Origin of the sequence: Ciceribacter ferrooxidans (genome assembly GCF_004137355.1) — a bacterium.
Lineage (GTDB): Bacteria > Pseudomonadota > Alphaproteobacteria > Rhizobiales > Rhizobiaceae > Allorhizobium > Allorhizobium ferrooxidans.
Genome location: NZ_SDVB01000380.1, coordinates 79,623 through 105,020, shown reverse-complemented (window position 1 = coordinate 105,020; position 25,398 = coordinate 79,623). Strand labels below are relative to the sequence as shown.

The window sequence follows — 25,398 nt, the reverse complement described above, 5'->3', positions numbered from 1 at the left end:
TTGCACCGGGCCCGCGCTGTCCGCGCGGGCCCGGTCTTCGCATTTCGCTTCCGTGACAGTCTGGAGAGCCTCCGATGTTCACCTTCACGCTGCGGCGATTGCTCTTCGCAATCCCGACACTGCTGGTTATCAGCTTCATCATCTTCGCCCTGCTCGACCTCGCGCCGAGCGATCCCCTGAGCGACCTGCCGCTGACCATTCCCCCCGAGGTTCGCGAGCAGATCCGTGCGGCCATGGGCGCCGACCAGCCCTTCGTCATCCGCTACCTGCGCTGGCTTCAGCAGTTCTTCATCAATGAACCGCTCAACATCTTTGAACAGATGACCGGTCTCACCGTCGGCGACGGCAATCGCCTGCGCGTCCTCTCCTGGGCGACCCGCAGCCCCGTGGTCGACCTCATCGTCCAGCGCCTGCCGCAGACGCTCTGGGTCGTCGGCCTTTCCTATCTCTTCGGCGTGATGCTGGCGATCCCGATCGGGGTGGTCTCCGCCTACAAGCAGTATTCGATCTTCGACCAGATCGGCACTTTCGTCTCGATGGTCGGCTATTCCGTTCCGACCTTCTTCACCGGCGTGCTGCTGATCGTGATCTTCAGCTCCTACCTGCAGTGGTTTCCGTCGATCTACGACACCAATCTCCGGATCACCGATTGGTCGAGCTTCGTTACGCAGGTAAAGCAGATGGTGCTGCCCGTCGCCGTTCTCACCCTCTACAACACCTCGCAGATCAGTCGGTTCGTGCGCGCCTCGATGCTCGACAACCTGCACCAGGACTATGTTCGCACCGCCCGCGCGAAGGGAGTGAAGGAGAAGGTCGTTCTGCTCGTCCACGTGCTGCGCAACAGCCTGATCCCGGTGGTGACGGTCATCGCTCTCGGCGTTCCGACGATCTTCTCCGGCGCCATCATCACCGAACAGATCTTTCGCGTGAACGGTCTCGGGCAGTTGCTGATCACCGCGATCCAGGGCGCCGACATGCCGCTCGTGCAGACGCTGACCTTCATCTTCGCCTTCCTCATCGTGCTGTTCAACCTGATCGCCGATGTGCTCTACGGCCTCCTTGATCCGAGGATCCGCTATGACTGACGCCACCATCGCTGCACCGGCAGTATCCACCGACGTCGAGAAACGCGGCCTCTGGCGGCAGTTCAGGGCCCATCCCGGCGGCGTCGCCGGGCTTGCGGTCTTCTTGTTCATCGTGGTCGCCGTCTATGTCGGTCCGCTGATCCACACCGTCGATCCGAACAAGATCGACATCAAGGCGAAGAACCAGGGGCCGTCGCTCGCCCACCCCTTCGGCACCGACAATCTCGGTCACGACATGCTGGCCCAGGTGCTGGCCGGCGGGCAGATCTCGCTTGCCGTCGGCATCACGGCCATGCTGCTCGCGCTCTTTCTCGGCACGCTGGTCGGCGTTCTTTCGGGCTATTTCCGGCGGGTCGACGGCATCCTCATGCGCCTGACGGACCTCTTCCTGGCCCTGCCGCTGCTGCCGCTGCTGCTCGTCATCATCATGCTGTTCCGCGATACACTCCGCGCCGCCTTCGGTCCGGAGACGGGCATCTTCATCCTGATCGTCTTCGTCATCGGCATAACGAGCTGGATGCATACCGCCCGCATCGTCCGCGGCGACGTTCTGGCGGTCAAAAGCCAGGAGTTCATTCTGGCCGCCAAGTCGAGCGGCATGCGCGAGCACCGGGTGATCCTGAAGCACATCCTGCCGAACGTCATGAGCTCGATCATGGTATCCGCGACGCTCGGCATCGCCTCGGCGATCATCACGGAATCGGCGCTCTCCTTCCTCGGGCTCGGCTTCCCGTCGGACTTCCCGACCTGGGGACGCCTGCTCTATGACGGCGCCAACTTCCTCCAGCTCACGCCTTCGCGCGTGCTCTGGCCGGGGCTTGCGATCTCGCTCACGGTCCTCAGCGTCAACTTCATCGGCGACGCGATCCGCGACGCGCTCGATCCGCGAACACTCAAGCGCTGACGCATAAAACGAATGGTGAAGGGCGCCCCGGTGCCCTTTGCCTTTCTCAGACCCCGCTGATGATTTCGATCTTCGATCCGTCGAAGAAGCGCGAAAGCCTGAAGGCCGTCGGATCGACGCAAGGCGTATGACCGGTGACGAGATCGGCCATCAACCGGCCGGCGCCGGGGCCGATCCCGAAGCCGTGGCCGGAAAAGCCGGTCGCAATGAAGAAGCCCGGAACCTTCTCGACCGGCGAAATGATCGGCACAGCGTCCGGCGACACGTCGATATAGCCGGCCCAGCGCTGCGCGATCTCGGCCTTGGCGAAGACCGGGTAATCCTTCTTGAGTTGCGCCAGCGCGTGGTTGGTCCACTTGTCCGACGGTTTCGGGTCTAGCACGCGGCAGCGTTCGAACGGCGTCTCCTCGTCCATCCGCCAGCGCTGCGCCATGCGGCCCTCTTCGAGGAAGCGGCCGGAGACGCGGAAGCGCAGCGAACGCCACTCGCTCTTCAGCGCGGGGAGGAATTTCAGCATGAAACGGAAGCTGTCGGGCACGATCTCGACGATGTTGTCGTAGCGCGAAGCGATCGTATAGCCGCCGTCCTGGCGCTTGCGGAAAGCGAAGTCGCGACCGTAGAGCGTCTGTTCCGGCCCGCCCTCGATCGGCTTGGTGCGAATGACCGTGTTCATCACCTTGAGCTGCGGCAGGTCGATCCCGGCATTGCGGGCAAAGAGGCTCGACCAGGCGCCTCCGGCGAGCACGACCGACGAGCAGGCGATCGTTCCACGCTCGGTGACCACGCCGGAGATCTTCCCGCCCGAGGTTTCGATGCCGCGTACTGCGCACTTCGTCAGGATATGCGCACCCTTGTCGCGCGCCGCCTCGGCGATCGCCGGTGCCGCCTTCTGCGGCTCGGCGCGGCCGTCGGCTGGTGTGTAGAGCGCGCTCTTGAAATCATGCTTCATGCCCGGATAGAGGCCGCTGAACTCCGGCCCGTCGATCATCCGCGACGTCATCTGGTACTTGGCCAGGATGTCCGGCCATTCGGCGTTCTTGGCCTCGTACTCTTCATCGAGCGAGGCAAAGACGATGCCGCACTGCTTGTAGCCGGTGTCGCGGCCGGTCCGCGCATCGAGACCCTGCCAGATACGGATGGCTTCGGCCATCAACGGCACCTCGCGCGGATCGCGCCAGGAAATGCGCACCCAGCCCCAGTTGCGGCTCGACTGCTCCTCGCCAATGCCGCCCTTTTCGCAGAGCGCGACCGAAACGCCGCGTTCGGCGAGTTCGAGCGCCGTCGAAGCACCGATGATCCCGCCCCCGATGACGACCACATCGACGTGTTTCGGCAGTTGCAGATCCCCCTCGACGGGGACCACCTGAGGACCGGGCATGCGAATAACTCCAGGCTCGAGAGAACACGTCGTCCGCGCGAACGGCGGACCGGAAAGGAAGCATCCCGCTCTTATCAGATCGCGGCCGCACCGTCATCGCAGATGTCGGATTGCATCGGCACGAGAGTGCCCCGCTATCCCTGCTGGGCCGCAATGAAACTGCGGAACCGCGCCATGCTGAACAGGAAGAAGAAGAGCCCGATCACCCCGGTCGCGAGGAACTGCGGCCAGACGACGTCGAAGCCCGCCCCGCGGAAGAGGATCGCCTGCGCAAAGGAGACGAAATGGGTCGTGGGAGAAACCTGCACGCCGATCTGCAGCCAGTCCGGCATGCTTTCGAGCGGCGTCATGCCGCCCGAGAGGATCGTCATCGGCAGGACCGTCAGGATGAAGAGCAGCGCCATCTGTGGCATCGACCGGGAGATCGTCCCGAGGAACAGGCCGAAAGAGGTGGCGAAAAAGAGATAGAGCAGGACACCCGCGGCAAAGAGTGTAAGCGAGCCCGAGATATGCATGCCGATCCAGAGGTCGAGCACGAAGACGACCGAGAGCAGCGTCAGCACGAGCGTCACCAGTCCGTTTGCCAGAAGCTTGCTCAGCATGATTTCCGTCGCCCGCACGGGCATCACGAGGAGATGTTCGAGCGTGCCGTGCTCGCGTTCGCGGACGAGAGCAGCCCCGGCGAGCAAGACGGCGAGCATGGTGACGTTGTTGATGAGCCCGGACGTTCCGGTGAACCAGGCCGTGGTCAGCGTCTGGTTGAAGGCCATGCGCACCTCGATCGCCACCGGCAGGCTGGTCGTCTTTTCGGTCCGGGTCACGAAGCGCGAGACCTCCTGACTGACGACCGACTGGATGTGACCCGCCCCGATACCCGCCTGCATCAGCGCCGTCGCGTCGATCAGCAGCTGGACCGACGGGCTGCGGCCGGCAAGCACGTCGGCCTCGAAATTCGGCGGGATGTCGAGCACGAAGGTAAAGCGTGCCTGGTCCATGACGCGATCGACCTCGCCCGGCGAGAGCGACACCGGCGCCTGGAACTGCGGCGGGCGCAGGCCGTCGAGGATCGCCGAGGAAAGCTGTGACACGTCATGGTCAACAACCCCGACGGTGGCCCGGTTGAGTTCGTGCGTTATGCCCGTCGCCTGCATGTAGATCGCAAGCGTGAAGGCATAGATCACGAACCCCATCAGCACCGTGTCCCGGCGAATACCGATCAGTTCTTTGACAAAAAGGGCACCTATGTTGCGGAAATCGAGCATGGTCAAACCTCCTGCTTGCGCAAGAGCAGCCAGGCCATGGCGATCAGGACCGGCCAGAACAGCACGAGCGGCAATATGAAGGGCACGAGGTCGGAAAAGCCGAGCGCCTTGGTGAAGGCGCCGACGCTCGCCCGCAGGAAGTAGGTGGTCGGGAAGAGCGTTCCGATAATCCGGCCCGCCCCCTCAAGCGTCGCGACCGGCTGCAGCAGTCCGGCAAACTGCGTCGCCGGCATCATCGTGCCGATCGCCGTCGCGAACATCGCCGCGACCTGGGTCCGGGTCATGGTCGAGCTCAGGATGCCGATCGCCGTGGTGGCGAGGAGATAGAGGAACGCCGCGAGCGTAAGACCTGCCAGGCTCCCCCTGATCGGCACGCCGAAGAGCAGGACCGCCATCAAAACGAGAACGACGTAGTTGACGCAGCCGACAAGGACATAGGGCGCCTGCTTGCCGAGCAGGAACTCGAGCTTGGTCACCGGCGTCACGTAGAGATTGCTGATCGAGCCGAGCTCCTTTTCGGAGACCACGCCGAGCGCGGTCAGGATCGACGGGATGAAGAGCAGCAGGATGGCGACCACCGCCGGCACCATCGCGTCGAGGCTGCGGAACGCCTGATTGTAGCGATAGCGCATCTCGACGTTCGCCACCGGGCTCGCGGCGACGCCGGCCGACCTTGCCACCTCCGTGAGGAAGTGCGCGTGTGCGCCGGAGATGTAGCCGAGCATCGTCTCCGCACGGAAGGGCATCGCCCCGTCGAGCGTCGCGAGAACCGTCGTCGTGTGACCGGATCGCAGATCAGCCCCGAAACGTTCGGGGATTTCGAGCGCGATCGCAATGTCGTTCGCCTTGAGCTTCTGCTCGAGCTCCCCCTGATCGGCCAGGGGGCCTTCGTAACGGAAGGCCGTCGAGGCCGCGAAACTGTCGATGTAGGCCCGGCTCTCGGCGGTCCGGTCGCGATCGAGCACGCCGAGCCGGAGATCGTCGACATCGAGGGTGATTCCGTAGCCGAGGATCAGCATCAGGATCGCCGTCCCGAGAAGCGAGAAGGCGAGACGGATCGTGTCCCGCACGAGCTCCATCATCTCGCGCCGGGCATAGGCCGTGGCCCGCCGCAGCGAGAAGGTCTGTTTCACGGAGGCCGTCGCCCCGGTCGCCGCCGGCAGCGCCGCGTCGAAGGATGCCATCTCCTCGCGCCCGCCCTGCTTCATGTAGGCGATGAAGGCCTCGTCGAGCGTGGCCGATTGCGTCTCGGCCTTGAGTTTCTCCGGGGCGCCGCTCGCAATCACCTTGCCTGCATGCATGAAGGCGATGCGGTCGCACCGCTCCGCCTCGGACATGAAATGGGTGGAGATGAAGATCGTCACGCCGTCCTCGCGCGAGACGCGCTGCAGGTCGTCCCAGAAGGCGTCGCGCGCGACCGGATCGACGCCGGAGGTCGGCTCGTCCAGGATCAGGACTTCCGGCCGGTGGAGGAGCGCCACCGCGAGCTGGAGACGCTGCCGCACACCGAGCGGCAGGCGCTCCGACACCGTGTCGTGATACTCCGACAGTCCGAATGTTTCCGAAAGCTCGCTCACTCTCGCCGACGCGGCTTGGCCCTTGTAGTCGAAGATCGCCGCATGCAGCCGGAGGTTCTGCAGCACGGTGAGCTCCCCGTAGAGCGAGAAGCCCTGCGACATGTAGCCGACCCGCCGGCGAGCAGGAATGTCCGAGGCATCCACCGGCTCGCCGAACAGGAAGGCTTCCCCTTCGCTTGCCGGCAGAAGCCCGGTCAGCATCTTCATCGTCGTCGACTTGCCGCAGCCGTTCGACCCAAGGAAGCCGAAGATCTCCCCGCGCGGAATGCGGAAGCTGACATGATCGACGGCGGTGAAGGAACCGAAGCGCCGTGTCAGCCCCTTGGCCTCGATCGCGATGTCCTCGCTCGAGACCGTCCGCTTCGGCGCGACCTCGCCATTGCCCACCATCGCGCCATGACCGTTCTCGTTGAGGAGGCTCACGAACGCTCGCTCCAGCGTGCTCGCTCCCGTGCGGGCGAGCAGTTCGGGTGGCGTCCCGTCGGCCAGGATGCGGCCGTCGTTCAGCATCGCCACCCGGTCAAAGCGCGTCGCCTCGTCGATGTCGGAGGTGGCGGTCAAGATCGTGAGGCGCGGACGCGCCCTGCGGATGCTCTCCACCAGGTCCCAGAACTGTTGCCGCGACAGGGGATCGACCCCGGTCGTCGGCTCGTCGAGGAGCAGGAGATCCGGGTCGTGCACGAGCGCGCAGCAGAGCCCGAGCTTCTGCTTCATCCCGCCGGAGAGCTTGCCCATCAGGCGGTCTCCGAATGGATCGAGACCTGTCGCCCTCAGAAGCTCGGCGATGCGCCGCCGGCGCTCGGCCTCGCCGTGGCCGAAAAGCCGGGCGAAGAAATCGACGTTCTCGATGACCGACAGGCTCGGATAGAGGTTGCGCCCGAGGCCCTGCGGCATATAGGCGATCCGCGGCAGCACGCCGGAGCGGGAGCGTTGCCCGCCCATGTCGCTTCCGAGCGAACGGACGCTGCCGGCCTGGATACGCTTGGCGCCGGCGACAAGCCCGAGCAGGGTCGACTTGCCGACACCGTCGGGACCGACGATCGCCATCTTCGAACCGGCGGCGACGGTGAGGTCGATGCCGTCGAGCGCGACGACACGGCCGTAGCGATGGGAGACACCACGCAGCTCGACGCCGGTCTCGTGACGATCGGTCTCAGGGTTTGGCATCGGTCGCGGCACCCGTGGTCAGGTCGGACTCCAGCCAGCTCGGCCAGACGACCGTGGGATCGAGCTTCACGTAGCCGACGCCGGTGACACCCGTCTTCACCTGCTGCAGATACTGCGCCACCAGCGGCTTCGGCGCACTGATCTTGACGCGGAACATCAGGCGGTCCCGCTCGCTGCGGGTCTCGACCTGCTTCGGGGTATACTGGGCCTGCGGCGACACGAAGGACACCGTGCCCGGCACCGCCCGGTCCGGCAAAACGTCGAGCAGGATGCGCCCCTCGGCGCCGATAGCCGTGCGGGCCGCATCCGCCGACGGCAGGAAGATCGTCATGTAGACGTCGAAGAGGTCGAGCAGGGTCAGCACCTTGCCGCCCGCGCCGAGAACCTCGCCCGGCTCGGCGAGCCGGTAGAGCACCCGGCCGTCCTTCGGGGCCAGAAGCGTTGCGTTGCTCAGCATGTCGGTGATCTGGTCCCGCGCGGCTGTGGCGCTCTCAATCGCCGCCTCGGCGCTGCGCAGGCCGCTTTCGGCAGCCGAAAGGGCGGCCCGGGCGCTGTCCCTCACAAGACGTTGCGAATCCACCCGCTGGTCGGAGACGAACCCCTTGCCGAGCAGGACGAGCTGGCGTTCGAGATCCTTCTCGGCAAGCGCGAGTTCGCTCTGGCGCTGCGACAGACCGAAATTGGCGGAATCGCGGGCCTGTTCGGCCTCCTTGATCTGCGCCTCGGCGGCGCGCAGCTGCGCCTCGACCTGGGCGGTATCGATGCGGGCAAGCACCTGCCCCTTGGTGACGTAATCCCCTTCGGCCACCTCGACCGAAGCCAGCTTTCCGGCGAATTTGGTGGCGATGTCGATTTCCGTCGCCTCGATGCGGCCATTGCCCGCGGCAATTCCCGCCGGCAGGGCATCGCGCGCCGCCCACTGGAGATAGGCGTAGCCGGCCGCACCGACGACGACCAGCAGAGCGGCGAGAGCCGCGACAAACTTTGCAGTCTTCTTCATTGGACGCTCTTCTGCAGAAAAACGGAAAGACGAGAGATCGGAACCTGTCGAAATGCTGGGCCGGAGGCGGGTCGCTCCGGAAGCTATGCCGGTCAATCTGGCGTTGAAATTCGCGCCCGCCCTTGATCCATGTCAAGAACGCCTGCACATTCCGGCCGCAGATTTGACGCTGGATCAAACCGTTGCGCGAAGGCCACGGCCACCACGAACAGGAGAGACGCATGGCAGGCGCCCTCGAAAACCTGCTCACCGACATCAAAGGCGTTTCCGTCGGCCATTCGACCGACCTCAAGCTCGGCTCCGGCGTTACCGTGATCGTCTTCGACGAGCCCGCCGTCGCCTCCGGCAGCGTGCTCGGCGGCGCGCCCGGCGGACGCGAGACGAGCCTCCTCGACCCGTCGATGACGGTGGAGGTGGTGGACGCCCTCGTGCTCTCCGGCGGCTCGGCCTTCGGTCTCGACGCGGCAGGTGGCGTGCAGGCGGGCCTGCGCGAGATCGGCCGCGGCTTTCCCGTCGGCGACGTGCGCGTGCCGATCGTGCCGCAAGCGATCCTCATGGATCTCCTGAACGGCGGCAACAAGGACTGGGGCATCCAGTCGCCCTATCGCGACATGGGCTATACCGCGTTTAAGACGGCCGCCAAGGGCACTTTCGCACTCGGAAGCGTCGGCGCCGGCACCGGCGCGACGACGGCAACCCTCAAGGGGGGACTGGGCTCGGCGAGCGCCATGACCACGGGCGGCCACAAGGTGGCGGCGATCGTCGCCGTCAACGCCATGGGATCCGCGACCATCGGTGACGGCCCCTTCTTCTGGTCGGCCCCTTTCGAGCTGGACGATGAATTCGGCGGCATCGGCCTGCCGGCCAATTTCTCCGCGCCCGACACCGTCCTCAGGGCGAAGGGGATCAACCTCACCGCTACGACCATCGGCGCGGTCGTCACCGACGCGGCGCTCACCAAGGCGCAGGCGCACCGGCTGTCGATCATGGGCCAGAACGGCATCGGCCGCGCCGTCCTGCCGGCGCATCTGCCGGCCGACGGCGATACCGTTTTTGCGGCCGCGACCAATGCGCGGCCACTCGCAAGCTCGGTTGATTTCATGGAACTCTGCCATCTTGCGGCGCTGGTGATGGCCCGCGCGATCGCCCGCGGCGTCTATGAAGCGACTTCCCTGCCGGTCGAAGGGGCACAGCTCTCCTGGCGTGATCGCTTCGGCTGAGAGAGGGCAGGATTTTGGTTTGCAGGCATTGAGCTATACTGCTGATGCCATATCGATACCTGCTCCCAAACGGGAGCGGCAATGGCTGCCGGACAGAGCAAGGAGCGTCGCGTGTCGAGAGAGAGCTTGATCAAGGCGACAGAGCCTTTCCCGGTCGATCTCGACGCGACGCTGTCGGCGCTCGGCGCCGACGAGGCGTCGGACGCCGAGGCGTTCGAAGCACTCAACCGGATGACCGAGTCCCTGATGGCGCCGATGACCGGCGGGCTTTCGCCGGCAGCGCTCTCGCTCGCCGTCTTCGACTGGGCGATGCATCTTGCCATGGCACCGGGAAAGCGGCTGGAACTCCTCGACAAGGCGCTGCGCAAATCGAACCGGCTCGCCGTTCATCTCGCCGCCTGCGCAACCGATCCGCAGACGCCCCCCTGCATAGAGCCGTTGCCGGGCGACGACCGTTTCGCGAGCGAAGGCTGGAAGCACCTTCCCTTCAACGTGCTCTCGCAGGCCTTCCTGCTGAACCAGCAATGGTGGCACAACGTCACCAACGACGTCCCGGGCGTGACACCCCACCATGAGGAGGTGATCTCCTTCGCCGCCCGTCAGATGCTCGACGTCTTCTCCCCCTCGAACTTCGCCTGGAGCAATCCCGACGTTCTGAAGAAGACGGCGGAGACGGGAGGAATGAACCTCGTCGACGGCCTGCGCAATCTGGTCGACGACACCAACCGCAGGCTCACGAGCCGTCCGCCTGCCGGAACGGAGGAGTTCGTACCGGGCGAAGCCGTTGCCACCACACCGGGGCGCGTGGTCTACCGCAACCGGCTGATCGAACTCATCCAGTACGCGCCGGCGACGGAGACGGTCCATGCCGAGCCGATCCTCATCGTGCCGGCCTGGATCATGAAATACTACATCCTCGATCTTTCGCCGCAGAACTCGCTCATCCGTTACCTGGTCGACCGCGGCCACACCGTGTTCTGCATCTCCTGGCACAATCCGACCGCCGCCGACCGGGATCTCGGGCTCGACGACTATCGCCGGCACGGGGTGATGGCAGCGCTCGACGCCATCGAGGCGATCCTCCCGGACCGCAAGATCCATGCGACCGGCTATTGCCTCGGCGGGACCCTGCTCTCGATCGCGGCCTCCGCCATGGCGCGCGCCGGCGACGACCGCCTCGCCTCGGTGACCCTTCTCGCCGCCCAGATCGACTTTACCGAACCCGGCGAGCTCGCGCTCTTCATCGACCACAGCCAGCTGCATTTCCTCGAAAGCATGATGTGGAACCGCGGCTATCTTTCGACCGACCAGATGGCCGGCGCCTTCCAGCTTCTGAAGTCGAACGACCTCGTCTGGTCACGGATCGTGCGCGACTACATGATGGGCGAACGCCAGCCGCTGAACGACCTCATGGCGTGGAACGCCGATTCCACCCGCATGCCGTTCCGCATGCATTCGGAATACCTGCAGCGCCTCTACCTCGACAACGACTTCGCCGCCGGCCGCTACATGGTCGGCGACCATCCCGCCGCTCCGCAGAACATTCGCGTGCCGATCTTCGCCGTCGGCACCGAGCGCGACCATGTGGCGCCATGGCGATCGGTCTTCAAGATCCATGCGCTCACCGACACGGAGGTCACCTTCGTCCTGACGAGCGGCGGCCACAATGCCGGCATCGTCAGCGAGCCCGGCCACCCGCACCGGCACTTCCGCATGACGACGAAAGCCGCCGCGGACCCGTGCATCGGCACCGATGAATGGCTGCGCGACACGGCGGCCGAGGACGGGTCATGGTGGCCGCGCTGGGCGGACTGGCTTGCCGCCCGCTCTTCGCCGTCAAGGGTCGCACCGCCGACAATCGGAGCGCCGGAGCGCGGCTATCCGCCGCTCGAGGCCGCCCCCGGAACCTATGTCTTCGAACGATGAGGCCGCGATGAACAGCCCGCTCCTGACGAACCGGACCTTCGACGAAATCGCCGTCGGAGACAGCGCCACCATCGAGCGCACGGTCGAGCCCGGCGACCTCACCTCCGCAGGCGACAGCGCCTTTTCGCCACGCGATTTCATCGGCGAGGTTGTCGCCCGGGCGATCTGGTCTGCGGCCTCGGCGGCGGATGGCGCGCGTCCGCCGGCCGGCGCCACGATCTATCTCGGGCAGGAACTGAAATTCCATAAACCCGTCGCGCCCGGCGACACGATCACGGCGACCGTGAGCGTGATCGAGAAGCGGGCAGACAAGCAGATCGTCGTTCTCAACACCCGCTGCCTGAACCAGAGAGGCGAGGAGGTACTGACCGGCCTTGCCACCGTCATCACCCGCTTCGAGCGGGTCGAGTGGCCGCAGGCCGTGTTGCCCTCCCTCATCGCTGCCGCGGCCCAGCATCAGGACCAGTTCGACACGATCGTTGCCGATGCGAAGCGATCCCCGCCGCTCAAGGTCGCGGTCGTCCATCCCTGTTCGCCGGAGGCGGTCCAGGCGGCCGCCGAAATCCGCGAAGAGGGCCTTCTCGAACCTGTGTTGATCGGACCGGAGGCGAAAATCCGCGCCGCCGCGACGGAGGCGGGCATTGCACTCGACGGCTTCGAGATCGTCTGCGCCGATCACAGCCACGCAGCGGCCGAACGGGGCGTCGAGCTGGCGGTCGCGGGCAAGGTCGCGATCTTGATGAAGGGCAGCCTTCACAGCGACGAGTTGATGGGGGCCGTCGTCGCGCTCAATTCCGGGCTTCGCACCGAGCGGAGGATCAGCCACGCCTACGTGATGGACGTGCCGGCCTATCCGAAACTGCTCGTCGTGACGGATGCGGCGATCAACATCGCGCCGACGCTCGAACAGAAGCGCGACATCTGCCAGAACGCCGTCGATCTCCTGCACCTCCTCGGCAATCTCGAACCGAGCGTCGCGGTGCTCGCCGCGGTGGAGACCGTCAACGGCAAGATGCCGGCGACGCTCGACGCCGCGGCCTTGACCGTGATGGCGGCGCGTGGCCAGATCACCGGCGCGCGCGTCGACGGGCCGCTCGCCTTCGACAATGCGATCAGCCTCGACGCCGCCCGCACCAAAGGCATCGTCTCCCCCGTCGCCGGACGGGCGGACATTCTGCTGGTGCCGGACCTCGAAGCCGGCAACATGCTCGCCAAACAGCTCCTCTATTTCGCCGGTGCCGATGCCGCCGGCCTCGTCCTCGGCGCCCGCGTGCCGATCATCCTGACTAGCCGCTCCGACAGTCTGAAGGTGCGGATCGCCTCGGCGGCTCTCGCCAAGCTGATGGCGGCCCGCCGGTCGGCACAGGGGCTGCCCTGCCAATGACGGGAAGGCTGCTGCTCACCTTCAATGCCGGCTCCTCGACGGTGAAGATCGGCCTCTTCCTCCGCGAGAACGGCAAGGCGCGTCGCATCGGCAAGGGCATGATCGACTTCCGCCACAAGCCGCTCACCTTCCATCTCGTCGAAGGACCGGAAACCTTCGACGTTCCCCTGGAAGCCGAAGGCGGCGACGTTCTGCACGAGGTGCTCGACGAAACCTTCGGCTGGCTCGCAAACCATTTCGACCTCGATGCAGTGTCCGCGGTCGGTCACCGCGTCGTCCACGGCGGCGACCGCTTCCGCGGTCCGGTGCTGCTCGACGCGCCCACGATCGACGCGATCGACGCGCTGTCTCCGCTCGCCCCCCTGCACCAGCCGCAAAACGCGCGACTGATCCGCGCGGTGGCAGACCTGAGGCCGGGGCTTCCGCAGACGGCCTCCTTCGACACCGCTTTCCATGCCGATCAGGCACCGGTGGTCCGGCGCTTCGCCATTCCTCGCAGCTTCTACGAGGAGGGGATCAAGCGCTACGGCTTCCACGGCCTCTCCTACGCCTTCGTCTCCGCCGAGCTTGCCCGACGCCGGCCGGATCTCGCCGGCGCCCGGACCGTGATCGCCCATCTCGGCAGCGGCGCGAGCCTCTGCGCCGTCAGCGGGGGCAAGAGCCGTGACAGCTCGATGAGCTTCTCGACGATCGACGGCATACCGATGGCGACGCGCAGTGGGGCGATCGATCCGGGCGTGCTCTTCCACTTGATGCGCACGAAGGGCATGAGCCGGGAAGAACTGGAAGACCTGCTCTACCACAGGTCCGGCCTGCTCGGCCTTTCCGGGATCAGCGCCGACAGCCGGGTCCTGCTCGAAAGCGACCGGCCGGAAGCCCGCGAGGCGCTCGACGTCTTCACCTTCCGCATCGCCGGCGAAGTCGCCCGGCTTTCGGCCTCGATCGGCGGCCTCGACGCCCTCGTCTTCACCGCCGGGATCGGCGAGCACCAGCCGGCGATCCGCAAGGCGGTCTGCGAGCGGCTCGCCTTCCTCGGCATCGCGCTCGATGACGCCGCCAATGCGGCCAATACGAAGATGGTCAGCACCCCGGCGAGCCGCACGAAGGTCTTCGTCATCGCGACCGACGAGGAACAGGTGATCGCCGACGAGGCGCTTGCGGTTCTCGATGCGCAGCCGACCGACACAGAACTGACATAGGCCAGCGTTAAGAAGCCGCGTCCAAAGCGGCGCCCCCTTGAGTCGTGCCGCCTTTCACCCGATCGACACGACGAGGAGCGCGCTGATGCTGATGGCCGGGATAGCCTGCGAAAGCGCCATGCGCACGGCTGCACCTCTTGTCCTCTCGAATGCCCGGATCATCCTTGCCGATCGCATCGCCGAGGGAACGGTCGTCGTCCGCGACGGTGTCATCACGGAGATCGACGAACGGCGTTCGCCCCGCCCGGACGACATCGACTGCGGCGGCGACTATCTCCTGCCGGGACTGGTCGACGTGCACACCGACCATTTCGAGAAGCACGTCTATCCACGTGCCCATGTGCGCTGGGACTTCCTCCGCGCGGCCCTGGCCCATGATGCCCAGGTCATCGGCGGTGGCGTCACCACCGTGCTCGACAGTCTCTGCGTCGGCGCGACGACCGACAATCCAGAGCGCGCGCAGATCCTGAAACCTATGATCGAGGCACTGGAAAAGGCGCGCGACGGCGGCATGCTGAAGGCGGAGCATTTTCTTCACCTGCGCTGCGAGGTGACCGATCCGGAGACCCCGGCCCTCACCGAAGCCCATATCGACCGGCCGATCGTCCGGCTCGTGTCGGTGATGGAACACCTGCCCGGCATCCGCCAGAGCCGTGATCTCGACGCCTACGTCTTCCGCGCCGCGAAATCGACGGGCGAGAGTCACGATCGCGTGGGGGAAAAGATCGACATCCTTCTTGCCGAGAAGAGCCACATCGGTGCGACCGTACGGCCGAAGATCGTGGATCTCGCAAGGAGGCGCGGGCTGACGCTCTTGAGCCATGACGACACCGATATCGAGCACATCGACCTTGCCGCCGACGAGGGCGTCGCGGTTTCGGAGTTTCCTTGCACGATCGAAGCCGCACGTGAAGCACGCAGCCGGGCCATGCAGATCGTCGGTGGCGCGCCGAACATCGTGCGCGGCGGTTCGCAGTCGGGCAACATCGCGGTCCGGCAACTGCTCGAAGAGAAGCTGGTCGACATCCTCGCTTCCGACTACGTGCCCCGCTCGATGCTCGACGCCGCCTTCCTGATCGCAGCCGACGAGAGCCTCGACTACGACCTGCCGGCCGCGGTCCGCATGGTGACGAAGGCGCCGGCCGAAGCCGCGGGCTTCACCGACCGCGGCGAAATCGCCGTCGGACGACGGGCCGATCTGGTGCGCGTCGGCTTGCACGAAGGACACCCCTTCCCCCGTCAGATCTGGCGCGCGGGCATTCGCGTCGCCTGATCCGGACGGGCACGCGCCCGCTGCCCTACTCCTGCGCCTCGCGCCGGAAGCCCTCGCTCGCCTTCAACAGCTGGCGGGTATAGTCCGCGCCGATGGCGCGCTGCCTCAGGTCTTCGACCGAAACCTCCTCGACCACACCGCCGTCGCGCATGACGGCCAGCCGCTCGCACATGTGGCTGATGACGGCGAGGTCGTGGCTCACCATCACGAAGGTCAGATTCCGGTCCCGTCGGGTCTGTTCCAGGAGGTTGAGGATTTCCGCCTGGATCGAGGCGTCGAGCGCCGAGGTCGGCTCGTCGAGCAACAGCACCTTCGGTTCGACGATCAGCGCACGGGCGATCGCGACGCGCTGCCGCTGGCCGCCGGAAAGCTGGTGCGAGAAACGGAAGCGAAAGCCGGAGCCGAGACCGACCTCGTCGAGCGCCCGGGCGATCCGCGCTTCCGTGTCGGCAAAGCCGTGGATCGCGAGCGGCTCGAGCAGCAGCCGGTCGACGGTCTGGCGCGGATGCAGCGAGCCGTAAGGGTCCTGGAAGACCATCTGGACGGTGCGGTAGAACTCCGGGTCGCGGCGCCGGCCGCTATAACGCCGGCCGTGAACCTCGAGCGAACCGCCATCGAAATGGTTGAGACCGGCAATCGCCCGCAAAAGCGTCGACTTCCCCGAGCCGGATTCGCCGACGATGCCGAAGGCTTCGCCCGGCGCGACGTCGATGCTGACGCCGGCGAGTGCCCGGTATCCGTCGAAGGTGACGGTCATGTCCTTGATCGAAAGAGCAGCGGTCATAGCGCCCACTCCGCCTTGCGTTCGAGGATCGGCAGCGGATGCCGGTCGCGGTCGAGCTGCGGCAGGCAGTTGAGCAAGCCGCGCGTGTAGGGGTGCTGCGCCTCGGAGAGCCGCGAGGCCTGCAGTTCCTCGACCACCCGCCCCGCATACATGACAACGACACGGTCGCAGAAGGACGAGACGAGGCGCAGGTCGTGCGAGATGAAGATCAGGCCCATGCCGCGTTCGGAAACCAGCTTGTCGAGGATTTCCAGCACGTCGAGCTGCACCGTCACGTCGAGCGCCGAGGTCGGCTCGTCGGCGATCAGCAGTTCCGGGCCGCAGACGAGCATCATGGCGATCATCGCCCGCTGCCCCATGCCGCCGGAAATCTCGTGCGGGTAGAGATCGAAAACGCGGACGGGATCGTGGATCTGCACCGCCTCCAGCATGGCGAGCGCCCGCTCGCGTGCCTCGGCCTTCGAAACCGGTTCATGCGTCCGCAAGGTCTCGACGATCTGCCGTCCGATCGTCATCACCGGGTTCAGCGAGTATTTCGGGTCCTGCAGGATCATCGCGATCTTCTTGCCGCGCAGCGCCCGCCGTTGCCGCGAGGGGACGGAAAGGAGATCCATGTCGCCGAAGCGCAGGCAATCCGCCGAGAGCTGCGCGTGCCGGGGCGTCAGCCCCATGATCGCGCGCCCGGTCTGCGACTTGCCGGAGCCCGACTCGCCGACGATGCCGAGCCGCTCGCGGCCGAGCGAGAAGCTCACGCCGCGCACCGCCTCCACGAGGCCGTTGCGCGTCGGATAGCCGACCTTGAGGTTGCGGATGTCGAGAAGCGGCGTCATTGGCCGGCCTCCCTCGGATCGAGCGCATCACGCAATCCGTCGCCGAGCAGGTTGAAGCCGAGGCTGACGATGAGGATCGCCGCACCGGGCATCGCCGCCACCCACCACTGGTCGAGGATGAAGCGCCGACCGGAGGCGATCATCGCGCCCCATTCGGGAAGCGGCGGCTGCGCGCCCAGACCGAGGAAACCGAGGCCGGCGGCCGTCAGGATGATCCCGGCCATGTCGAGCGTCACCCGCACGATGAGCGAGGAGAGACAGAGCGGCATGATATGCAGGGTCACGATGCGCGCCGGAGAGGCCCCCATCAGCCGGACCGCCGAAATATAGTCCGAGTTCCGGAAGGTCATGGTTTCCGCCCGCGCGATGCGCGCATAGGGTGGCCAGGAGGTGACGGCGATCGCCAGAACCGCATTCTCGATCCCCGGCCCGAGCGCCGCGACCAGCGCCAGCGCCAGGACGAGCTTCGGGAAGGCGAGGAAGATGTCGGTGATCCGCATCAGGATGCCGTCGACGATCCCGCCCGCATAGCCGGAGATCGTGCCGACGAGAAGTCCGACCGGCGCGGCGATCACCGCCACGAGAACGACGACAAAGAGCGTGAGCCGTGAGCCGTAGATCAGGCGCGAGAGAATGTCCCGCCCCTGGTCGTCGGTGCCGAGCAGGTAGCCGGCCGAACCCGGCGGCAGGAGACGCGCCCCGCGCAGGTTGCCCTGCACCGGAGAATAGGGCGCCAGCACGTCTGCAAAGGCCGCGACGAACAACAGACCGAAGAGGATGAGGAGCCCCGCCACCGCCAGCCGGTTCTCGGTAAAGCGGCTCCAGATGACGTAGAGGCGGCCGAGCCGCGCCTGCCGGCGCGATTGCGGCCTGTCGGAGAGCAGCCATTCGCGGAGTGTCGGCTTCAGGGTCGCTTCGTTCGTGTTCATCGGCTGCGGGTCCTCGGATCGAGCACGTGATAGAGAACGTCCGACAGGACATTGATCCCGATGAAGACGGAGCCGATGACGATCGTGCCGCCCAGCACCGCGTTCATGTCGGCGTTCTGCAGCGAGTTGGTGATGTAGAGGCCGAGCCCCGGCCAGGAGAAGATCGTCTCCGTGAGCACGGAGCCTTCGAGCAGCCCCGCATAGGAAAGCGCGATCACGGTGATCAGCGGCACGGCGGCATTGCGCAGTGCATGGAACCAGATGATCCGCGCCTCCGAGAGCCCCTTCGCCCGCGCCGCGACGACATATTCCTGGGAAAGCTCGTTCAGCATGAAGCTGCGGGTCATGCGGCTGATATAGGCGAGCGAGAAATAGCCGAGCAGCGCACCGGGCAGGATGATGTGGCGGAAGAGATCCCACAGCACGTCCCATTGCCGTTGCATGGCCGCATCGAGGAGGAAGAAGCCGGTGACCGGGGTGAAACTGTACTCGTAGACGACATCGACACGGCCGGGATAGGCGACCCAGCCGAGCTTGGCATAGAAGAGGACGAGTGCAAGGAGACCGAGCCAGAAGATCGGTACCGAATAACCGATGAGACCGATGACCCGGACGATCTGGTCGGCGATCGATCCGCGCCGGACGGCGGCGAGCACGCCGAGCGGCACGCCGAGCACAGCGCCGATGATGGTGCCGACGGTCGCAAGCTCGATCGTCGCCGGAAAGACGCGGGCGATGTCGGTCATCACCGGATTGGTGGTGAGCACGGACGTGCCGAAATCACCCGTCACGGCCTGCCGGACATAGATGACGAACTGCTGGTAGAGCGGCAGGTTGAGGCCGAGCTCCTCGCGAACGCGCTCCACCACGTGCGCCGGCGCCCGATCGCCGACGATGGCGAGCGCGGGATCAATCGGCACGACGCGGCCGATGAAGAAGGTGACGGCGAGAAGACCGAGAAAGGTCGTCGCGACCGTCAGCACGAATTTCACGAACGACAGGGCTAGAGCCGAGGCGCCTGCCCTTGCACGCCGCGCCTCGGTTCTGTTCTCCACTGCGGCCAAGGCCATTTATTCCTTGGAGATCGTGTAGACGAAGTTGGTGTCGAAGCTCGGGCCGAGCTTGAAGCCCTTCAGCTTGTCGGAATAACCGGCGACCTCGATCTGCTGGAAGAGCATCACGAACGGACCGCGGGCGAGAACTTCCTTCTGCAGCTCCTCGTAGATCGCAGCACGCTTGGCGGAATCCTTCTCCAGCAGTGCGGCCTGGGTCTTTGCGGATAGATCCTTCGGATCCCAGGCATTGCGCCAGGCCAGCGTCTTGTTCTTGCCCTCGTCGGAATTGTCCGGATTGAAGGTGAAGGTCTCGGCGTTCGAGTTCGGGTCGAAGTAGTCCGAACCCCACTGGCCGATATAGATGTCGTGCTGGCGGGCGCGATACTTGGTCAGCGTCTGCTTGCCGTCGCCCGGAATGATCTCAAGCTTGATGCCCGCCTGCGCCAGCGTCTGCTGGACGTTTTCGGCAATCCCGGTCACCGGCTGTGTGTTGCGCACATCCATGGTGACGGAGAAGCCGTCCGGCACTCCGGCCTTGGCGAGCAGTTCCTTGGCCTTGGCGACGTCGAGCTTGTAGGGCTTGTCGTCGAGCGCGCCGAGCTGGCCCGCCGGCAGGAAGGTCTGGTGAATCTGGCCGATCCCCTTGATAAGGGTCTCGCCGATCGCGTCGTAGTCGACGAGGTACTTGAAGGCCTCGATGACCTCGGGCTTTGCCAGCGTCTCGTTCTTCTGGTTGAGGCTGAAGTAATAGAGCGTGCCCTTCGGCGCCGACGTGGTGGCAATGCCTTCCTTCTTGGAAACGGCATCGACGTCGCCGGGTTCGAGGTTGCGGGCGACGTCGATGTCGCCGTTTTCAAGCGCCAGGCGCTGGCCGGCGCTTTCCTTCATGTGGCGATAGATGACGCGGGCAAGCGGCGGCTTCTCGCCGAAATAGTTGTCGTTGCGCTCCATAACGACGACCTCGTTGGCACGCCATTCGCGCACCTTGAAGGGGCCGGAGCCGGCATAGCCGGTCTTCAGGTACTCGTTGCCGAAATCGGTATCGTACTTGTACTCGTCCGTCGGCGTCATCGCCTTGGCGTGTTCCATCACCACCTTCTTGTCGACAACGGAAGCGACGGTGGAGGTCAACACGTTGAGGACGAAGCTCGGCGCGTAGGCCTTGTCGACGGTCAGGACGAAGGTGGTTTCGTCGGCGGCCTTCGCCTTTTCGGTGACGTTGTCACCGGTAAGCCCGAACTGGGTCAGCAGGAAGGCCGGCGACTTATCGAGCTTGACGGCGCGTTCGAAGGAGAAGGCGACGTCTTCCGCGGTGATCGGATTGCCGGAGGCGAATTTCAGTCCCGGCTTCAGCTTGAATGTATAGGTGAGGCCGTCATCGGAAATCGTCCAGCTGTCGGCCAGTTCGCCGACCACCTTGGACGTATCGTTGAGGTCGAGATTGACCAGCTTGCTGTAGCTGTTGGCGGTGATTTCCGCGGTCGAGATTTCGAAGGCCTCGCCCGGATCGAGCGTGATGATGTCATCGATGGCCCAGCCTTCGACCAGAGTATCCGCCGGCGTCGCGGCGAAAGCCTGCGGCGCACCAGCCAGAAGTAGGGCGAGAGCGGCAGTGGTCGTCATTACACGCATGCGCTTGTTCAGCATTCCGGACATGTCTGTTCCCCTGTTTTCTGTGCTTTGCCTACCAGTGCTTCCCGCCTATTCGTGCCAGGCGGAAGCCAATATTCTCAACCAGTTCTCCCGGCATATCTTCGCCAATTCCTCGTCACCGTAACCGGCGCCCTTGAGCGCCGCAACGAGTTTCTGGGTGCCTCCCGCGTCGCCGATCTCGGCCGGAATCGTCGCGCCGTCGTAATCCGATCCGAGTGCGACGCAGTCGATACCCATCCGCTCGACGAGATAGTCGACGTGCCGCACCATGTCGGAAAGGGGCGTCTCGGCATCGTCGCGCCCGTCGGCCCGCAGCATGGTGACGGCATAGTTCAGCCCGACAAGGCCGCGGCTCTCCTTGATCGCATCGAGCTGGCGGTCGGTGAGGTTGCGCGCGACAGGCGTCAGCGCGTGGGCGTTCGAGTGGCTGGCGATCAACGGCTGGTCGGTGGTCTTCGCAACGTCCCAGAAGCCCTGCTCGGTGATGTGGGCAAGGTCGATCAGGATTCCCAAGCGATTGCAGGTGCGTACGAGTTCGAAACCGGCGTCGGTGAGCCCCGGACCGGTGTCCGGTGTCATCGGGTAGGCGAAGGGCACACCGTGGCCGAAGATGTTGTTGCGGCTCCAGACGGGTCCAAGCGAACGCAGCCCAGCCGCATAGAAAACGTCGAGGGCGGCAAGATCCTCGCTGATCGCCTCGCAACCTTCCATGTGCATGACGGCGGCGAAGATCCCCGCGTCGAGGGCGGCCCGGATCTCGGCCGTCGACCGACAGAGCCGCCACGCGCCGGCGCGATCGAGATTGACGGCGATCGAGGCCATGGCGAGCGCCACGTCGAGAGAAGGCGCCCGCTCCAGCGGTTCCGCGAGCGGCGTCGCATAGTGACCGTTGGCGTCCGGGGCCTTCAGGGCGAAGTCGGAGGTGTTCGGAATGTAGATCGCGCAGAGCCCGCCGGCGAGGCCGCCGACATTTGCGCGTGGTCCGTCGATATGCCCGTGGCTGGTCCCGTCGACGAATTCCGCGATCGGGTCCGTCCCGGCCGCCTTAGCCCTCCAGAGCCGCAGGAGGACATCGTTATGACCGTCGAACACCAGTTCCATTAAGCAAAATTCCCATTGGAAAACAAAGCGATGGATTAACGACCGCGCGGATGGCGACCGCCTGTCGCCGGAGCACGACAGCACTCTCCGGCGCGGTGGCCCGGATCGTAGGGCCAAATCCGGCGACGGTTCAAGCCCCAAAATCACTATCAGAACAGATGGGTTCTTCACCGCATCGTTCGGCCTTGAACTTTGCCCCACGGGCGTCTCCCGCGAAAACCGGCGAGCCCCATGAAGCGTACCGCAGGGACCCTTCCCGGTCTTGACGGACGAAGCATCAGGTGGTCTGACAATGCCACACCAACCATGGGAATCTCGAAATGGCGCTTCTGGACGGCAAACGCACACTTGTGACGGCATCGGGCCAGGGGATTGGCCGTGCGAGTGCGCTGGCCTTTGCGCGGGCGGGCGCAAGCGTGGTCGCGACCGACATCAATGCGGAAGCGCTGGAGAGCCTCGCCGCAGAGGCGAAGGCGGAAGGGCTCGCCGTCGAGACCCGCGTGCTCGACGTCCTGAAGGACGAGGCCGTCGCCTCCGTGATCGCGGAGACCGGTCCCTTCGACGTCCTCTTCAACTGCGCCGGCTTCGTCCATTCCGGCACCGTCCTCGACATGGCCGACAAGGACCTCGACTTCGCCTTCGACCTCAACGTCCGCGCCATGATCCGCACCATCCGCGCGGTGCTGCCGGGCATGATCGAAAAGGGTGACGGCTCGATCATCAACATGGCCTCCGTCGCCTCTAGCGTGAAGGGCGTGCCCAACCGCTGCGCCTACACCGTCACCAAGGCCGCCGTCATCGGGCTGACCAAGTCGGTCGCCGCCGACTTCGTCGCACAAGGCATCCGCGTGAACGCCATCTGCCCCGGCACGGTCGAGAGCCCCTCGCTGCAGGAGCGCATGAAGGCGCAGGGCGACTACGAGACCGCGCGCGCCGCCTTCATCGCCCGCCAGCCGATGGGGCGGCTCGGAACCCCCGAAGAGATCGCCGGCCTCGCCGTCTATCTCGCAACCGCCACCTATACATCCGGCCAGGCCTACGCCATCGACGGCGGCTGGACGATCTAACCTCTCTCGAAAGGAACATCCCCATGAAACTGATGCGCGTCGGCCCGCCCGGCCGGGAAAAGCCGGCCCTCCTCGACAAGGACGGCAAGGTCCGCGACCTCTCCGCCCATGTCGCCGACATCGGCGGGGCGGCCATCTCCCCCGAAGGCCTCGCCAAGATCGCCGCAATCGATCCGGCCTCGCTGCCGGAACTTTCCGTGGACCGCATCGGTGCCTGCGTTGCCGGCACCGGCAAGTTCATCTGCATCGGGCTCAACTATTCCGACCATGCCGCCGAGACAGGTGCCACCGTCCCGCCCGAGCCGGTGATCTTCATGAAGGCGACCTCGGCCATCTGCGGCCCCAATGACGAGGTGCGCATTCCCCGCGGCTCGGAAAAGACCGACTGGGAGGTCGAGCTCGGCGTCGTCATCGGCAAGACTGCAAAATATGTCTCCGAGGCCGACGCCCTCGACTACGTCGCCGGCTACTGCGTCTCCCACGACGTCTCCGAGCGCGCCTTCCAGACCGAGCGTGCCGGCCAGTGGACCAAGGGCAAGTCCTGCGACACCTTCGGGCCGATCGGCCCCTGGCTCGTCACGAAGGACGAGGTCGCCGACCCGCAGAACCTCTCGATGTGGCTGAAGGTCAACGGCGAGACCATGCAGGACGGCTCGTCGAAGACCATGGTCTACGGCGTCGCCTTCCTCGTCTCATACCTGAGCCAGTTCATGAGCCTCCACCCCGGCGACGTCATCTCCACCGGCACGCCCCCCGGCGTCGGCATGGGCATGAAGCCGCCACGTTACCTCCGCGACGGAGACACCGTCGAACTCGGTATTGAGCGCCTCGGTACTCAAAAACAGACGTTCAGAGCCGATTGACCGGATGACGAGAGGCGAGCGGGGCCCCCCGCTCGCCATTGTCCTCGAGGCTTCACAGGTCGATCTCGACGAGTGCCCCGCGCTTGCCGATCACCTGCGCGGCGACCTGCGAACCGCGGCCGATCGCGTCTCCGAGCGACGCCCCCGCAAGCCGCGCCGCAAGGAAGCCGGCATTGAAGCTGTCCCCGGCCGCAGTTGTGTCGACGACCTCGGCAGCGGGTCGTGGATCGAAGGTGACGACGCCCTCGTCGCGGCCCTCCGCATGGATGCGGCCGACGCCGTTCTTCACGACGATCGTCGAGGCCCCGGCGTTCCGGTAGCGGGCGATCGTTTCGAGCGGCGAGGTCTCACCGTAATACTGCCCGTCCTCATCGAAGGAAGGCAACACGATATCCGCGACGGCGGCGGCTTCCGTCACCGCAGCGCACATCACCGCGACGTCGGGCCAGAGTCTCAGCCGCATGTTGGGATCGAAGGCGACGACAGTTCCCCGCCGACGTGCCTCAGCAAGGGTATCGAGAAGGTTGCGGCGATCCTCCTCGGAGAGAATCGCAAGCGTGATCCCGGAAAAGAGAGCGACTTCCGTCTCGGCGAGCGCCGCGGACAGCACCTCGCGATCCCGCGCCAGCAGCTTTGCCGCTGACTGGCCGCGCCAGTAGGAGAAGCTGCGCTCGCCATTGTCGAGCTCGATCATGTAGAGGCCGACGGTGCGTCCGGAAATGCGCCGGACGCTGTCGGTGCCGATGCCCGCCTCCTGCATGAAGGTGATCATATGATCGGAGATCCGGTCTTCGCCGACGGCCGAGCAGTAGTCGACCGACCAGGTCTCCGGCAGCAGGCGGCGGAGGTACCAGGCGGTGTTGAAGGTGTCGCCCGCGAAGTTACGCGTATACGCACCGTCGCCGCGCGGCGCCATCTCGACCATGCATTCGCCGATCGCGAGAATTCGGTGATGTCTTTCGTTCATTTCTCGTCCGCCGCGAAATATTGACCGTGGCTCTCCCGGATGCGACCGATGATCGTCTTGATCCGAGAGAGGTGGACGCGCATGCAGGCCGCGGCGGCATCGCCGTCATGGGCCCTCAGCGCCTTCAGGATCTCAACGTGATCCGCAAGCGCGCTCTGCGCCCCGAAGGAAAGACTGAGATAGCGGACCCGGTCCATGTGCGCCTTGCTGTCGCGGATCAGCGCCCAGGCAAAGTCATGACCGGACATGTCGCAGATTCGTTTGTGGAAGTCATCATCGAGCGCATGGAAGAGGACCTTGTCGTCTGTCTCCATCGCCTTGCGCTGCCGGGCGATCAACTCCTCCAGTTCATCGATCTGCCGATCGGACAACACCACCGCCGCGGCCCGGGCCGTTTCCATCTCGAGCGCCGTGCGGATGAACCGCGCCTGCAGGACGCCCCTCTCCGAGATATGGGTGACGACCGTCGCCCGCTGCGGGCGGATGAGCAGGAAGCCGAGCTGCGACAGCCGGTAGAAGGCGTCGCGCACCGGCTGCCGCGACACGCCCATCTGCCGTGCGACCTCCACCTCCGACAGCTTCGTGCCCGGCGGCAAATCGAGCTCGACCACCTGGTGGTAGAGCTGCTCAAAGACCAGTTCTGTAACCGATGGCACGCGCAGGCTGTCCACCGCGCGAAGCTGAAGCTGATCAGCCATGAAGCCTCCGTTGACTCATATTGCATACTAACATATTAGTTTGCTCCGGAAATGCAAATCGCGTTTCCGGAACCTT

The 25,398-nt window shown here is 65.4% G+C and carries 21 protein-coding genes; 9 read left to right on the top strand and 12 right to left on the bottom strand.

The window, feature by feature from the left end:
* The first annotated feature begins 74 nt into the window (after window positions 1-74).
* Together EUU22_RS22890 and EUU22_RS22885 are read left to right on the top strand one after the other, a co-directional pair.
* Window positions 75-1,085 (top strand): ABC transporter permease, encoded by a 1,011-nt coding sequence (locus tag EUU22_RS22890; protein WP_129334272.1) that lies wholly within the window; start codon window positions 75-77, stop codon window positions 1,083-1,085.
* Complete coding sequence (locus tag EUU22_RS22885; protein WP_129334271.1) at window positions 1,078-1,989, top strand: ABC transporter permease; 912 nt, start codon at window positions 1,078-1,080, stop codon at window positions 1,987-1,989. The genes EUU22_RS22890 and EUU22_RS22885 overlap by 8 nt, the downstream gene beginning before the upstream one ends.
* A 46-nt stretch (window positions 1,990-2,035) precedes the next feature.
* Here EUU22_RS22885 and EUU22_RS22880 read toward each other — a convergent pair whose 3' ends face one another.
* From EUU22_RS22880 to EUU22_RS22865, 4 genes are all read right to left on the bottom strand, one after another.
* Entirely contained in the window at window positions 2,036-3,367 is a 1,332-nt protein-coding gene (locus EUU22_RS22880; protein ID WP_129334270.1) for an NAD(P)/FAD-dependent oxidoreductase, read from the bottom strand.
* Between the two features lie 134 nt (window positions 3,368-3,501).
* Window positions 3,502-4,629, bottom strand: coding sequence for an ABC transporter permease (locus tag EUU22_RS22875; protein ID WP_245485261.1), 1,128 nt, complete (start codon window positions 4,627-4,629; stop codon window positions 3,502-3,504).
* 2 nt (window positions 4,630-4,631) lie between these two features.
* The gene (gene rbbA / locus EUU22_RS22870; RefSeq protein WP_129334269.1) at window positions 4,632-7,373 is read right to left on the bottom strand and encodes a ribosome-associated ATPase/putative transporter RbbA; all 2,742 of its coding nucleotides are present in this window, start codon (window positions 7,371-7,373) and stop codon (window positions 4,632-4,634) included.
* Window positions 7,360-8,373, bottom strand: a complete 1,014-nt coding sequence (locus tag EUU22_RS22865) for an HlyD family secretion protein (protein WP_129334268.1) — start codon at window positions 8,371-8,373, stop codon at window positions 7,360-7,362. The genes rbbA and EUU22_RS22865 overlap by 14 nt, the downstream gene beginning before the upstream one ends.
* Window positions 8,374-8,594: 221 nt before the next feature.
* Here EUU22_RS22865 and EUU22_RS22860 point away from each other — a divergent pair, with 221 nt between their 5' ends.
* The 5 genes from EUU22_RS22860 (at window position 8,595) to EUU22_RS22840 (ending at window position 15,375) form a co-directional block, all read left to right on the top strand.
* Complete coding sequence (locus tag EUU22_RS22860) at window positions 8,595-9,593, top strand: P1 family peptidase (RefSeq protein ID WP_129334267.1); 999 nt, start codon at window positions 8,595-8,597, stop codon at window positions 9,591-9,593.
* Between the two features lie 81 nt (window positions 9,594-9,674).
* Complete coding sequence (locus EUU22_RS22855) at window positions 9,675-11,519, top strand: PHA/PHB synthase family protein (protein ID WP_129334266.1); 1,845 nt, start codon at window positions 9,675-9,677, stop codon at window positions 11,517-11,519.
* A gap of 7 nt (window positions 11,520-11,526) precedes the next feature.
* Window positions 11,527-12,903 carry a bifunctional enoyl-CoA hydratase/phosphate acetyltransferase gene (locus EUU22_RS22850; RefSeq protein WP_129334265.1) on the top strand — a complete coding sequence of 459 codons (1,377 nt, stop codon included), beginning with the start codon at window positions 11,527-11,529 and terminating at the stop codon, window positions 12,901-12,903.
* Complete coding sequence (locus EUU22_RS22845) at window positions 12,900-14,102, top strand: acetate/propionate family kinase (RefSeq protein ID WP_129334264.1); 1,203 nt, start codon at window positions 12,900-12,902, stop codon at window positions 14,100-14,102. Before EUU22_RS22850 ends, EUU22_RS22845 begins: the two co-directional genes overlap by 4 nt.
* A 37-nt stretch (window positions 14,103-14,139) precedes the next feature.
* Window positions 14,140-15,375 (top strand): alpha-D-ribose 1-methylphosphonate 5-triphosphate diphosphatase, encoded by a 1,236-nt coding sequence (locus tag EUU22_RS22840; protein WP_245485259.1) that lies wholly within the window; start codon window positions 14,140-14,142, stop codon window positions 15,373-15,375.
* 25 nt (window positions 15,376-15,400) lie between these two features.
* On the opposite strand, the gene EUU22_RS22835 is transcribed toward EUU22_RS22840, so the two are convergent.
* Genes EUU22_RS22835 through EUU22_RS22810 form a run of 6 tightly spaced genes read right to left on the bottom strand, consistent with a single transcriptional unit; the run spans window position 15,401 to window position 21,727 of the window.
* Complete coding sequence (locus tag EUU22_RS22835) at window positions 15,401-16,159, bottom strand: ABC transporter ATP-binding protein (RefSeq protein ID WP_129334263.1); 759 nt, start codon at window positions 16,157-16,159, stop codon at window positions 15,401-15,403.
* The gene (locus EUU22_RS22830; protein ID WP_129334262.1) at window positions 16,156-16,989 is read right to left on the bottom strand and encodes an ABC transporter ATP-binding protein; all 834 of its coding nucleotides are present in this window, start codon (window positions 16,987-16,989) and stop codon (window positions 16,156-16,158) included. Before EUU22_RS22830 ends, EUU22_RS22835 begins: the two co-directional genes overlap by 4 nt.
* Window positions 16,986-17,918 (bottom strand): ABC transporter permease, encoded by a 933-nt coding sequence (locus EUU22_RS22825; RefSeq protein ID WP_129334261.1) that lies wholly within the window; start codon window positions 17,916-17,918, stop codon window positions 16,986-16,988. The genes EUU22_RS22830 and EUU22_RS22825 overlap by 4 nt, the downstream gene beginning before the upstream one ends.
* Window positions 17,915-18,988, bottom strand: coding sequence for an ABC transporter permease (locus tag EUU22_RS22820; protein ID WP_439329185.1), 1,074 nt, complete (start codon window positions 18,986-18,988; stop codon window positions 17,915-17,917). Before EUU22_RS22820 ends, EUU22_RS22825 begins: the two co-directional genes overlap by 4 nt.
* Window positions 18,989-20,629: an ABC transporter substrate-binding protein gene (locus EUU22_RS22815; RefSeq protein WP_129334260.1), complete on the bottom strand. Its 1,641-nt coding sequence runs from the start codon at window positions 20,627-20,629 to the stop codon at window positions 18,989-18,991.
* A gap of 45 nt (window positions 20,630-20,674) precedes the next feature.
* Window positions 20,675-21,727, bottom strand: a complete 1,053-nt coding sequence (locus EUU22_RS22810) for a dipeptidase (protein WP_129334259.1) — start codon at window positions 21,725-21,727, stop codon at window positions 20,675-20,677.
* A gap of 320 nt (window positions 21,728-22,047) precedes the next feature.
* Between EUU22_RS22810 and EUU22_RS22805 the strand changes: the two genes are divergently transcribed.
* Together EUU22_RS22805 and EUU22_RS22800 are read left to right on the top strand one after the other, a co-directional pair.
* Window positions 22,048-22,794, top strand: a complete 747-nt coding sequence (locus tag EUU22_RS22805) for an SDR family oxidoreductase (protein WP_129334258.1) — start codon at window positions 22,048-22,050, stop codon at window positions 22,792-22,794.
* Between the two features lie 23 nt (window positions 22,795-22,817).
* Window positions 22,818-23,657: a fumarylacetoacetate hydrolase family protein gene (locus EUU22_RS22800; RefSeq protein ID WP_129334257.1), complete on the top strand. Its 840-nt coding sequence runs from the start codon at window positions 22,818-22,820 to the stop codon at window positions 23,655-23,657.
* Window positions 23,658-23,709: 52 nt separating this feature from the next.
* On the opposite strand, the gene EUU22_RS22795 is transcribed toward EUU22_RS22800, so the two are convergent.
* Window positions 23,710-24,624, bottom strand: a complete 915-nt coding sequence (locus EUU22_RS22795; RefSeq protein WP_129334256.1) for a sugar kinase — start codon at window positions 24,622-24,624, stop codon at window positions 23,710-23,712.
* Window positions 24,621-25,322 carry a GntR family transcriptional regulator gene (locus EUU22_RS22790; RefSeq protein ID WP_129334255.1) on the bottom strand — a complete coding sequence of 234 codons (702 nt, stop codon included), beginning with the start codon at window positions 25,320-25,322 and terminating at the stop codon, window positions 24,621-24,623. Before EUU22_RS22790 ends, EUU22_RS22795 begins: the two co-directional genes overlap by 4 nt.
* Window positions 25,323-25,398 lie beyond the last annotated feature (76 nt).

Bases quoted from the DNA above. Each gene is read 5' to 3' on its own strand.
- EUU22_RS22890 (WP_129334272.1), top strand. From the start codon at position 75: ATGTTCACCTTCACGCTGCGGCGATTGCTCTTCGCAATCCCGACACTG.
- EUU22_RS22885 (WP_129334271.1), top strand. From the start codon at position 1,078: ATGACTGACGCCACCATCGCTGCACCGGCAGTATCCACCGACGTCGAG.
- EUU22_RS22880 (WP_129334270.1), bottom strand. From the start codon at position 3,367: ATGCCCGGTCCTCAGGTGGTCCCCGTCGAGGGGGATCTGCAACTGCCG.
- EUU22_RS22875 (WP_245485261.1), bottom strand. From the start codon at position 4,629: ATGCTCGATTTCCGCAACATAGGTGCCCTTTTTGTCAAAGAACTGATC.
- rbbA (WP_129334269.1), bottom strand. From the start codon at position 7,373: ATGCCAAACCCTGAGACCGATCGTCACGAGACCGGCGTCGAGCTGCGT.
- EUU22_RS22865 (WP_129334268.1), bottom strand. From the start codon at position 8,373: ATGAAGAAGACTGCAAAGTTTGTCGCGGCTCTCGCCGCTCTGCTGGTC.
- EUU22_RS22860 (WP_129334267.1), top strand. From the start codon at position 8,595: ATGGCAGGCGCCCTCGAAAACCTGCTCACCGACATCAAAGGCGTTTCC.
- EUU22_RS22855 (WP_129334266.1), top strand. From the start codon at position 9,675: ATGGCTGCCGGACAGAGCAAGGAGCGTCGCGTGTCGAGAGAGAGCTTG.
- EUU22_RS22850 (WP_129334265.1), top strand. From the start codon at position 11,527: ATGAACAGCCCGCTCCTGACGAACCGGACCTTCGACGAAATCGCCGTC.
- EUU22_RS22845 (WP_129334264.1), top strand. From the start codon at position 12,900: ATGACGGGAAGGCTGCTGCTCACCTTCAATGCCGGCTCCTCGACGGTG.
- EUU22_RS22835 (WP_129334263.1), bottom strand. From the start codon at position 16,159: ATGACCGCTGCTCTTTCGATCAAGGACATGACCGTCACCTTCGACGGA.
- EUU22_RS22830 (WP_129334262.1), bottom strand. From the start codon at position 16,989: ATGACGCCGCTTCTCGACATCCGCAACCTCAAGGTCGGCTATCCGACG.
- EUU22_RS22825 (WP_129334261.1), bottom strand. From the start codon at position 17,918: ATGAACACGAACGAAGCGACCCTGAAGCCGACACTCCGCGAATGGCTG.
- EUU22_RS22820 (WP_439329185.1), bottom strand. From the start codon at position 18,988: ATGGCCTTGGCCGCAGTGGAGAACAGAACCGAGGCGCGGCGTGCAAGG.
- EUU22_RS22815 (WP_129334260.1), bottom strand. From the start codon at position 20,629: ATGTCCGGAATGCTGAACAAGCGCATGCGTGTAATGACGACCACTGCC.
- EUU22_RS22810 (WP_129334259.1), bottom strand. From the start codon at position 21,727: ATGGAACTGGTGTTCGACGGTCATAACGATGTCCTCCTGCGGCTCTGG.
- EUU22_RS22805 (WP_129334258.1), top strand. From the start codon at position 22,048: ATGGCGCTTCTGGACGGCAAACGCACACTTGTGACGGCATCGGGCCAG.
- EUU22_RS22800 (WP_129334257.1), top strand. From the start codon at position 22,818: ATGAAACTGATGCGCGTCGGCCCGCCCGGCCGGGAAAAGCCGGCCCTC.
- EUU22_RS22795 (WP_129334256.1), bottom strand. From the start codon at position 24,624: ATGAACGAAAGACATCACCGAATTCTCGCGATCGGCGAATGCATGGTC.
- EUU22_RS22790 (WP_129334255.1), bottom strand. From the start codon at position 25,322: ATGGCTGATCAGCTTCAGCTTCGCGCGGTGGACAGCCTGCGCGTGCCA.